The 9,268-nt window shown below is 59.6% G+C and carries 9 protein-coding genes and 1 tRNA gene; 4 read left to right on the top strand and 6 right to left on the bottom strand.

What is annotated here, in order from left to right; all coding sequences use genetic code 11:
• The first annotated feature begins 78 nt into the window (after positions 1–78).
• A protein-coding gene (locus tag MA07_RS28325) for an IS630 family transposase (RefSeq protein WP_152568664.1) occupies positions 79–1,136 on the top strand; the annotation gives its coding sequence in 2 pieces (ribosomal slippage) (positions 79–571 and positions 571–1,136; 1,059 coding nt in all).
• 987 nt (positions 1,137–2,123) lie between these two features.
• On the opposite strand, the gene MA07_RS31110 is transcribed toward MA07_RS28325, so the two are convergent.
• The 6 genes from MA07_RS31110 to MA07_RS00265 all read right to left on the bottom strand — a co-directional run bounded on the left by MA07_RS31110 (position 2,124) and on the right by MA07_RS00265 (position 7,464).
• Positions 2,124–2,372 carry an HGGxSTG domain-containing protein gene (locus tag MA07_RS31110; protein WP_081928679.1) on the bottom strand — a complete coding sequence of 83 codons (249 nt, stop codon included), beginning with the start codon at positions 2,370–2,372 and terminating at the stop codon, positions 2,124–2,126.
• Positions 2,373–2,376: 4 nt separating this feature from the next.
• Positions 2,377–2,949: a hypothetical protein gene (locus MA07_RS27350; protein ID WP_152568663.1), complete on the bottom strand. Its 573-nt coding sequence runs from the start codon at positions 2,947–2,949 to the stop codon at positions 2,377–2,379.
• A gap of 101 nt (positions 2,950–3,050) precedes the next feature.
• Positions 3,051–4,424: an AAA family ATPase gene (locus MA07_RS00280; RefSeq protein ID WP_160195349.1), complete on the bottom strand. Its 1,374-nt coding sequence runs from the start codon at positions 4,422–4,424 to the stop codon at positions 3,051–3,053.
• A 7-nt stretch (positions 4,425–4,431) separates the two neighbouring features.
• Positions 4,432–5,193, bottom strand: coding sequence for a hypothetical protein (locus MA07_RS29895; RefSeq protein WP_160195348.1), 762 nt, complete (start codon positions 5,191–5,193; stop codon positions 4,432–4,434).
• Positions 5,194–5,559: 366 nt separating this feature from the next.
• Positions 5,560–5,865, bottom strand: coding sequence for a hypothetical protein (locus MA07_RS00270; RefSeq protein ID WP_200879298.1), 306 nt, complete (start codon positions 5,863–5,865; stop codon positions 5,560–5,562).
• Positions 5,866–6,252: 387 nt separating this feature from the next.
• Positions 6,253–7,464: a site-specific integrase gene (locus MA07_RS00265; RefSeq protein ID WP_036345471.1), complete on the bottom strand. Its 1,212-nt coding sequence runs from the start codon at positions 7,462–7,464 to the stop codon at positions 6,253–6,255.
• A gap of 41 nt (positions 7,465–7,505) precedes the next feature.
• Here MA07_RS00265 and MA07_RS29345 point away from each other — a divergent pair.
• The 3 genes from MA07_RS29345 to MA07_RS00255 all read left to right on the top strand — a co-directional run.
• A tRNA-Lys gene (locus MA07_RS29345) sits at positions 7,506–7,655 on the top strand.
• A gap of 451 nt (positions 7,656–8,106) precedes the next feature.
• Entirely contained in the window at positions 8,107–8,388 is a 282-nt protein-coding gene (locus MA07_RS00260) for a hypothetical protein (protein WP_036345469.1), read from the top strand.
• Between the two features lie 93 nt (positions 8,389–8,481).
• Positions 8,482–9,268: SDR family oxidoreductase (locus MA07_RS00255; RefSeq protein WP_036345467.1), on the top strand; the 787-nt coding region annotated here is incomplete at its 3' end.

Genomic DNA, 9,268 nt, shown 5'->3' with positions numbered 1-9,268 from the left:
ACGTCCTGGTGAGAGCGACTCGTCGCAGTCTCAAAGCGCCTGAGATGTGATTCAACATGGCAAGCGAGGAGGTTTGCCATGTCCATTCCCGTCGCCCTCCGGCCTGATTACGATGCCGTTCGCCTGCGCCAGCTTGCCCGCCGGAGCAAGGATGCCCCGCAGACCCGCCGCTTGCTGGCCCTGGCGGTGATCTACGAGGGCGGCTCGCGCACCCAAGCGGCCGAGATCGGCGGGGTTGGCCTGCAGACCGTGCGGGACTGGGTGCTGCGCTTCAATGCCCACGGACCTGATGGGCTCTTGGACGGGAAGGCGCCGGGACAGCCCTCGATCTTAAGCCACGAGCATCGACTGCGCCTGAGTGAGATGATCGAGGCCGGCCCGATCCCGGCCGTCCACGGGGTGGTGCGTTGGCGTTTGGCAGACCTGATGCGGTGGCTCTGGGACGAGTACCGGATCCGGATCTCCAAACAAACGCTCAGCCGTGAGTTGCGGGCCCCGAACTTCCGTAAGCTGTCCGCGCGCCCGCGCCATCATGAAAAGAGCGAAGCGGCCGTGGCTGTTTTTAAAAAGACTTCCCTGCGCGTCTGGAGGAGATCGCGAAGGACAAAGCCGATGGCCGCCCTATAGAGATCTGGTTTGCCGACGAAGCGCGGATTGGCCAGAAGAACAAGATCACCCGGCGCTGGGCCAAACGCGGCACCCGTCCCTCCGCGTCACGGGATCTGCGGACTGCGTCGGCTTATATCTTCGGCGCGATCTGCCCAGCCCAGGGCAAAGGAGCGGGGCTGGTGCTCCCTCGCTGCACGACAGAGGCCATGGCGCTGCATTTGGCCGAGATCTCCCAGGCCGTAGCAGCTGGCGCGCACGCAGTGCTGCTGCTCGACCAGGCCGGCTGGCATGTCTCAACCAGACTGAAGGTGCCGTCGAACATCACCCTGGTGCCGCTGCCGGCAAAGGCGCCTGAACTGAACCCGGTGGAGAACATCTGGCAGTTCATGAGAGAGAACTGGATCTCCAACCGGATCTTCACGTCCTACACTGACATTCTTGACCACTGCTGTGCGGCTTGGAACAAGCTGATCGATCAGCCCTGGACCATCATGTCCATCGGATTGCGCGAGTGGGCGCACCAATGATGATCAACGGGACTTGGTATAAGTCAGCTTGTCGCTCCTAAGCGGAAGTTCCTGAAGGGCAAAGGATCGGGATACAGGGCCCAAAGCTGAAATTCCAAAGCTCTGCTGAGCAGTCACTACTCGGGGGGAGAGCAGTCTAGAAGGCTACCCGCGATCAACTGGCGCTCATGAGTGAGAGAACCTGTCGCTAAAGGGTGGCCGGATCGTCTATACCAGTAAGCTGCATTCGAAAGATCACCTTCTTTCCGGTGCAGATAGGCATGGACCCAAGCGCATTGACTATCGGCTTCGTCAATCTGAACGAGGCTGTGGGCCCTGTCCCAGTCCCCATGCGCGTCCCACCAGAGCGCCTGCAGCGCAGAGCTCCAGCCTTCAGGAGGCTTTGCATGTTGAAGAGATGCCTCAAAGGCTTCGACGCTCATGATCCCTCCCATGTGAAAACTGTGAGATTTGGCCCTGCCCACCGCGGATAGGATATGCCCTAGCGCAGTGTGATAGAAGGCCTCACACCTCGATGGTCGTGCGCCGCCTACTAGCCGACCAGTGCCGCAGATCTCGGCGACTTCTGACTTCATCGTAAGAGACATCCTTGGTCACTGCACCTGCAATGTGCAGCTCAAGATTGGACTATGTGCACCCTGCAGATATTTCTGCAGGGTGCACACAAGTCTGCAGCTAATCTGCCCTTCAGGGCCTCAACCCAAACTTCGGGTCCTAATAAGTAGAGGCTGAAGTCGATGTAAGGCCAAGACTAAATGCATCTGATGGTTAAGGCTGTCGACGTATATAGCTATGACAACTTGCACGAACTTATGAGGCTACGCCATATCGGCAGGAAGCAGGCAATCGCGGGTTAGCAACTCAACGAGCGATATTTGCTTGGTTGCTCGGAGCTTGTGGGTTTGAGATGGTGACCGAGCACCTTGCCCTAGCTGGACGGCATGAGGAGACGAGCGCCCACGACCATCGGCGCGACCTTGAACAGGTTCACTTTTCTCGCCCTAAGAGCTCGGCGATCGCACGCCGCTCCTCAACGGCTTCTGCTGTATAGCGACCATGTTTGTACTGCCCGTTGCGATCACCCTTTGGAGCACCGCTTCCAGCAGCCCCGCCGTGAAGACGGCAGCGGGCTTTGCCTTTGGCGCGTGGCCGCATACAGAGCGTGCCGGCTCGAGTTGTTGCGCCGCATCGTGGGGTCAACCTCAAGCTCTCGGGCTCACGTGTGTTCCGTTCCATAGGGTTAGCCTCCACTTTTCTTGCGATCCCCGGGTCCCGTGATCGCCCCTACCAGGGCTTGCGCGCCGGGCTCTATGTTGATGCGTTCCACCCGCACAACCTGCACTGCCGGGCGCCGGCTTCGCGTGAGAACATCAACGTGACCGGCAAAGGCGCGCAGCAGCTTGGAAGCCGTAATGCCAGCTGCATGGCATGCCTCGGGGCTGACAAGAGGATCAAGTCTGCCAAAGCGGCTCAGCATCTCGACTGTCGCAACATGTGTTAAGGCCATCTGAACCGCCATCATGGCCTCGACCTCATTCTGCGGTTGCAGCCCTTCAATCATCGCCAAGGCTGCATTCAACTCGGTCTCGAGTGGCAGGGTGCTCTTGCGCCAGCGAAGAGCACTCAGAAGGCGCTCGATCTCGGCCTCGACAAAAGGCGTTGAGACCGTGCCGAAGGCGATCTTTGCTTGGGCATACCAGCCCTCCCTATCGGTGTGCGGCAGACCAACAATCGGATGCTGCCACTGGTCATGACCAACCCTCAGCTCTGTTGGGACTGGTTCTTCAGCCATCTGCTTCTTGGCCGCACGCATCAGGCGCTTCTGGGCTGGTGTCGGGGGCACCGGCGCGGCCGGCTCGTCACTCTGGAGAGTAGGTGGCTTTCCGATGCGCTCATCGCCCCCTGACCCGCTGCTCATTGATGATCTCCCCTGGATGAGGTGGTTTCGACCAAGGCGGCCGAGCGAAGATGATCATCCGCATCGAAGGTGCTCATCGGATTATGTTGATCATCTTCGCTGCAATTGATCATCTTGGTGTCCGCGGGCAGCATCCATTGCCAGCCGCCATCCATGGCCGATTTGCTGGACTGGATACCAAGAGCTTTCTTGGCACGTTGGAGTGAAATCCCTCTGATCCCCACCGTTGCGGCTGCGGCTTGGACCGCCAATGCTGCCCTTGGTCCCGCGCTAAGGAACTCGCGCAGAAATTCCTTTGCCTGTTCCAGCGCAGACTGCCCACTGGGGTTCGTACGAGGGTTCGTGAGTGCCTCGTCGGCCGTTATGATCACAGGCTCGGGATCTGGGACTAAGCGTGGCGCTGTACCAACACCGAGAGCGACTTCCTCAATCCTGAAAGCGCAACTCTGATTATCAGCTCCGAGATTGTTCTTGAATGGCAACAGCAGCCGACGGCCGGGATCGTCCGGATCTTTTGTGAGGACATAGGCTGCTCGGGCAACCGCCACGAAGGCATGTGATCCAACAGTCCGTGCCATGGCGCGCCCGGAGCCATTTTTGTTCAGGTGCGTTATGGCGACGATTGCTGTACCTGTGCGAGCTGCGAAGCGGGATAAGGAAGTCATGATCGCCCGCACGTCGGCGGCACCATTGATGTTGGTGCGGCCCAAGCAGCTTGTGATTGGGTCAATGATCATGAGCCTAACATCGGCAAGGCGCCTGATCTCCTGCTCAAGCGCATCTTGATCTTGGGTGAGGTCAAGACCGGCGAGCAGGTGCACAGCATCGAGATCGGCTCCAGCGGCTTCCAGACGAGGCCTGACCGTGTCCTGGAGATCATCCTCGGTTGTCACCATGATCACGGATCCCTTGACCGCTTGTTCCTCGTCCGGCGTCCACGCAGAGCCCCGAGAGACGATCGCGGCCAAGCGAGCCGCCAGCAGCGACTTGCCCAGCCCAGGATCGCCGGCCACTATCGTAAGCTTGCCGCGTGCGATGCGCCCGTTCCAGACATATTCGAGGCGCTCTGGCACTAGTTCGGATGCTCGGATCATCGAGATCTCAGATCCGGCTTTGCCGGGATCGGCTTGCGTCGGCACCGATAGGGGAGTGGCATGGCGTCGAGTGCGTTCCTGCGAGAGAACTGGCTCTTTCATCTTGCCGTTCTCGGCAGGACGCGGTGTCGGCTGAGGAACAGCTCGAGTGCGAGCAGGCAGTGCACTTGAAGCTGTCGCTGGCTGGGTGTCGCCATCACCCCGCTTCATCGCCTCGCGGCGATGTGCCTCAACAATCGGATCAGGTACTGGTGGCTTCTTTCGGTTGGCTTTCATGGGTCCCTCAGCCTTCTGCGCCTTCCGCGTACCGCCGGCGCGCGGCTCGGTGGATGTCCTGGGAGATGGAGTAGGGTTTGCCGTAGATGGATCCTTGGGCGATAGGATTGATACCAAGCACCGCGGCTTCCTCAGGAGAGATGCCCTTGCACATGTAGTCCAACTTGCCCAAGGTCGCTTGAAGAGTTGCATTTCCACTGCCGACGGGCGTGAATTTTATGGCACCCTTGTCTAGGCGCCGGCAGGCATCACTGAGAGCGCTGCGCAACTGTTGCTTGAATTGGGAAAGAACGGCCGGCGGGCAGTGCACCAGGATATGCGTGTTGGGGTGGCAGTCGGGATTCTCACGAACCGCGATCTGCGCGAAGACCTCGCAGTACCGCGGCTTGAGCCACTTGCGGTTTAACTCCATCAGGTGGCTGAGCACCTGGCCATCGGGGTCGTCGCCCAACCATGTGCGAGTCCAGTTGATGTCGATGCAGAGGTTGAGAGGGTACCCAATCTCATGAGCAAACACGGCTGCAGCCCGCATCTGCTCAACATGGGACGATCGGAGCTGGGAACCTTGCCAGTGGAGGTACCGCGACGACCCCACGAGATCCTGTACAGCACTGATCCTATTACGAGGGATACTACGCGCGCGCGTGAGGGGAGTGCTGGCGCTAATCGGCAAAGAAGCAGTTGCAGCAGAAGGGTTTGAGGTGTTTTTTTGCCTGCGTTCGACGCACCTGTCAGAAGCCATGGCCTTTCCAAGTTTGCATTCGTTCATCGTTGTGCTCTCCTAAACCCGATTTCAGCTTGCCTGCGTCGGGCCTCGCAGGCGGTGAACTTAGCGGCCAGCTCCGTCGGGCGCCGCTCCTGTGCCAACTTTCATGACGAGGCCATCCAGCACCGCACATCGCCGATCCGGTATCCATCAGCATCCGCGCCACAGGCAGCTGTTAGGCAGCCCGGGCCGTGCCCGGCTCGCTCCAAACGGCGGAGCATTGCGACGGAGCAGCCGAGGAAGAGCGCAACCTCCGCGGCGGAAACGATCGTGTCGTCCGGCAGACAACCGAGCTCAATTGGGGTTCGGACGAGCGGGCAATGCTGTTGAGGCTCGTTCGACATGGGATTGCTCTGGAGACGAGGCATGCTAGGCCTGCGACGGGCCAGAGCCGCTCGTCGAGCGGCGGCTCTTGCTGTTGACCCAGCTCCGCAGGTCTTCAAGGCTGTAGACGATCAGCTTGGGCGAGAGCTTCTTGTACATCGGGCCAGAGCCCCGCAGCCGAGCATGATTCAAAAACGAAACCGAGACGCCGAGGTAATGAGCAGCCTCAGGCGTCCGCAGGTGACGCAACACATGCGGCTCGAGTTGCTCGTTCTCGAGTGGTGGCTGTGGCTGCTGACGCGATCTCGCCGCGGCCTTGGTCTTCTGCGTCGATTGGTGGGCTGTGGTCATTGTTGCACACTCTGTCTGGTCTTGCCCCAAGAACTGAGATGCAGGTAAAAAGTTTCAATATGCCGGTACTTGAAAGTACAAAATGACTTTGGATAACTTTCAAATCGTATCGCCGTAGGCCGCAACGGTTATGTCAACTTGCACTTATCTTCCGGTATGGAGCTTGCGTCTACAGAAGTAGCTTATGGGGATTCCCAAAGGGAGAATTGTTGTGGCATTTTGCTACGAATTGCTTCTGGTGTTGTGGCAATCCGCCACGATGGATTGAATAAGTTAAGGGACTTATCCCGCAGCAAGCCCGTGCGCTGCTGGTGGCAAAATTTGGCCGGAAAGCTTGTGTGGCTGCTCTTGCGTACCGGAAAGGTGGTTGGTTCCCCGGGTTAGGCCTTAGGCAACGATGCGCGCGATCTGCGCTGAGAGCTTCTGAAGCGCATCACGCTTTTCGGACACGTAGTCATGGCGGTCGTAGACTCCAGCCATACCAGGGATAGTGTGACCAAGAACCCGTTCGGCAACCTCGCTGCTAACCCCAGTCCGGCTCATGAGGGATCGCGCGGTGCGACGCAGATCGTGCAGCCGCCATCCTGTCACGCCGCTGGCTCGATCGACGGCAGCCTTGGCCTTCGAGAAGCCGGAGATCGGGGAGCGTCCTGTGGTGGTGAACACGTAATCACCTGAGCGAGGGAGAGAGGCCAGGATGGATTGCACCTGCTCGGTCAATGGAACAGTGTTCGCCTTGCCATTCTTGTAACGCTCCCTAGGAATGGTCCAGAGGTCGCCATCGATCTCGCTCCACCTCATATGCGCCACCTCGTCCCGGCGCTGGGCCGTTAACAGCAGGAGTTGAACGAAGGGGCCAAAAGGGTAGGGGATCTGCTGGAGGGCTGTCCAAAGTGCTCTGATTTCGTGATCTCTCAGGACCCGATCACGAGCCCGGACGGTGATGCTGGTGCGTGTCATACCCCTGACAAGAGGGCTGTGGAACCGCTCGTCGCGGGCAGCATGCCAGTTGAACATCTTCCTGATGATCGCCAGGACATGATCGGCTAGCGCCGCACTGCGCTTCTCCTCGATCGCATCAAGAAGGGCGGTCACATCCGAACGTTGGATCTCGGTGATCGGTCGAGTGCCCCACTGAGGAAGAACATAATCTCGGAGCATGCGCTCGTACTCGCGCCAACTCCGAAGGCGTGGCTTAGCGTGGCGTGCGATGAAGGCAGTGGCGACTGCATCAACTGAAGTGGCATGCTTGCGCTTTTTCTCCTGGGTCATTTTGGCGGCGTCAGCCAGCACCGCGTCGCGCTCGGAGACTGGATCGATGCCAGCGGCCAGCTTGCCTTTTACCTGCACGGCAATGCCTCGCGCCTGATCAGGGGTGAGGCTCTCGCTATAGGCACCGATCGTGTAGCGCCGAATGCGTCCAGCGCGTCCGGGCGGGTAGCGGTACTGGACCAGGAAGACCTTGCGTCCGGAGGGGGTGATCTTGAGGCCGAAGCCCGACAGTTCGGCATCGAAGATGACCTGATCTTTATCAGTGGATGCGAGTGCATCGACGGCCCGCTTGGTGAGCTTAATCCGAGGTGGGGCGGAGGTGGCCATGGCAGATCCGGTAATCACATGGTAAGCACGTGATCGACACTGATCACGTAGCTTCAGCCACAATGTGCAAGCAAAATCTTCGAGTCACAAGGACTTCTGCGACGAAGGGCAACAACCAGCCAGGATCTGCACCGAATAGCACCTAACTTTTAATCAGAGGGTCCTGGGTTCGAGTCCCAGCGCGCTCACCAACAATATCAAAGGGATACCGGCAATCTGCCCTTTGACCGCTTTCTCCCATGGAACGCATTATCCCGAACGATTGTGTCCGTCTTCGGCGTGGTGGCCGGCATCCTTGCTGTGGCCCGTTGGAACGGCTTCGTCGCTTCGGTCAAGAAGGTGCCCCTTCTGCTTCCCGATGCGGTCGTTATGGCTCACCCTTTGCTCAATGCGCCGTCGTCAGGTTTGCCGGGAAGTCTACTCTGACGGGTCATCGCCAGCACTCAGGCCTCACGTAAAGACATAACACCGGACTGAGCCAACTTGGCCGGAGACCGACGCTCCCCTTTTCCAGCCAGCTCGAACGACCTAGCGCCTGATGGCGTTCGAGCGGCGGTAAGCCGACATTCCCCGGCAGGAACGCTGCGGCTATCCATGTGTTTGAGGGCTTGAGGCTAAGCGTCACCCGAGGAAGCCGCCATCATGACCGACAGCAAGGATCAGAAGATCACGATCGCCCTGGAGCCCGGACATGTCGCCATCATCCTGGGCATGGAGGACGGGCAGATCAGCCGCCAGCTTTTCGCCAGCCCGGACGTCGATGCCATGCTCGACGACGAGCAGTCGGACATCCCGTTTCAGTACTTCCTGGCCTCAGCTTTCCTAGTGCGCCTCGATCAGGATGAGGATTTCGTCTCCGACCTAGCCGAATGGTACGATGAAAAACTACGGGGAGAGGCCGGCAAGGAGGAAGATCCATCGTGAAACTGCAGTCCATGATCGTCGACCGGTCTCGGCCGTAGGGGAACTTCCCAAGGACCCAGCAATTGACGGGTTTTCGCGAGCAGGAGCGCCCTTATGAGCCAGTCCGAGCAGGAACACATAGATCCACCTGGCACCGAAGCGGAGATGACGCCGCAGGCCGATCATGGCGAAACAAGCTACAAAGGTTGTGACAAGCTTGTCGGTCGCGTGGCCGTGATCACCGGCGGTGACAGCGGGATCGGCCGGGCGGTCGCGATTGCCTATGCTCGGGAAGGCGCCGATGTCCTGATCAGCTACCTGAACGAGCAGGAGGACGAGGACGCCCGTGAGACGGCGCGGCACGTTGAGGCGGCGGGACGCCGTTGCGTGCTGGTGCCGGGCGACATTGCCGAGGCTGCGCATTGCCGCGCCATCGTCGACCGGGCGGTGAGCGAGTTCGGCCGCATCGACATCCTGGTGAACAACGCCGCCTTCCAGCGCACATATGAGAAGCTTGAGGACATCCCTGACGAGGAATGGAGCTATACGTTCCGCACCAATATCGAGGCCATGTTCCATCTCGCCAAGGCTGCTGTCCCCCACATGCGGCCGGGATCATCGATCATCAATACGACGTCGATCCAGTCGGATAAGCCCAGCCCCATGCTCTTGGCCTATGCCTCGACCAAGGGTGCCGTCTCGAACTTCACAGCCGGCTTGGCTCAAATGCTGGGCAGCAAGGGCATCCGGGTGAACGCAGTCGCACCGGGGCCGATCTGGACACCTTTGATCCCCTCCACCATGCCGGACGAGAAGGTGAAGAGCTTTGGCCAGGACACCCCGCTGGGCCGCGCCGGCCAGCCGAAGGAACTGGCTGGTATCTATGTTCTGCTTGCATCCG

The organism is Microvirga sp. BSC39 (assembly GCF_000739015.1).
Lineage (GTDB): Bacteria > Pseudomonadota > Alphaproteobacteria > Rhizobiales > Beijerinckiaceae > Microvirga.
Note: the sequence above shows the minus strand (reverse complement) of the source record. Positions and strands in the feature narration are given on the sequence as shown.

What these genes read in the sequence shown, in the direction of transcription:
- MA07_RS31110 (WP_081928679.1), bottom strand. Translation starts at nt 2,372, where the DNA reads ATGGAACGGAACACACGTGAGCCCGAGAGCTTGAGGTTGACCCCACGA.
- MA07_RS27350 (WP_152568663.1), bottom strand. Translation starts at nt 2,949, where the DNA reads ATGCGTGCGGCCAAGAAGCAGATGGCTGAAGAACCAGTCCCAACAGAG.
- MA07_RS00280 (WP_160195349.1), bottom strand. Translation starts at nt 4,424, where the DNA reads ATGAAAGCCAACCGAAAGAAGCCACCAGTACCTGATCCGATTGTTGAG.
- MA07_RS29895 (WP_160195348.1), bottom strand. Translation starts at nt 5,193, where the DNA reads ATGAACGAATGCAAACTTGGAAAGGCCATGGCTTCTGACAGGTGCGTC.
- MA07_RS00270 (WP_200879298.1), bottom strand. Translation starts at nt 5,865, where the DNA reads ATGACCACAGCCCACCAATCGACGCAGAAGACCAAGGCCGCGGCGAGA.
- MA07_RS00265 (WP_036345471.1), bottom strand. Translation starts at nt 7,464, where the DNA reads ATGGCCACCTCCGCCCCACCTCGGATTAAGCTCACCAAGCGGGCCGTC.
- MA07_RS00260 (WP_036345469.1), top strand. Translation starts at nt 8,107, where the DNA reads ATGACCGACAGCAAGGATCAGAAGATCACGATCGCCCTGGAGCCCGGA.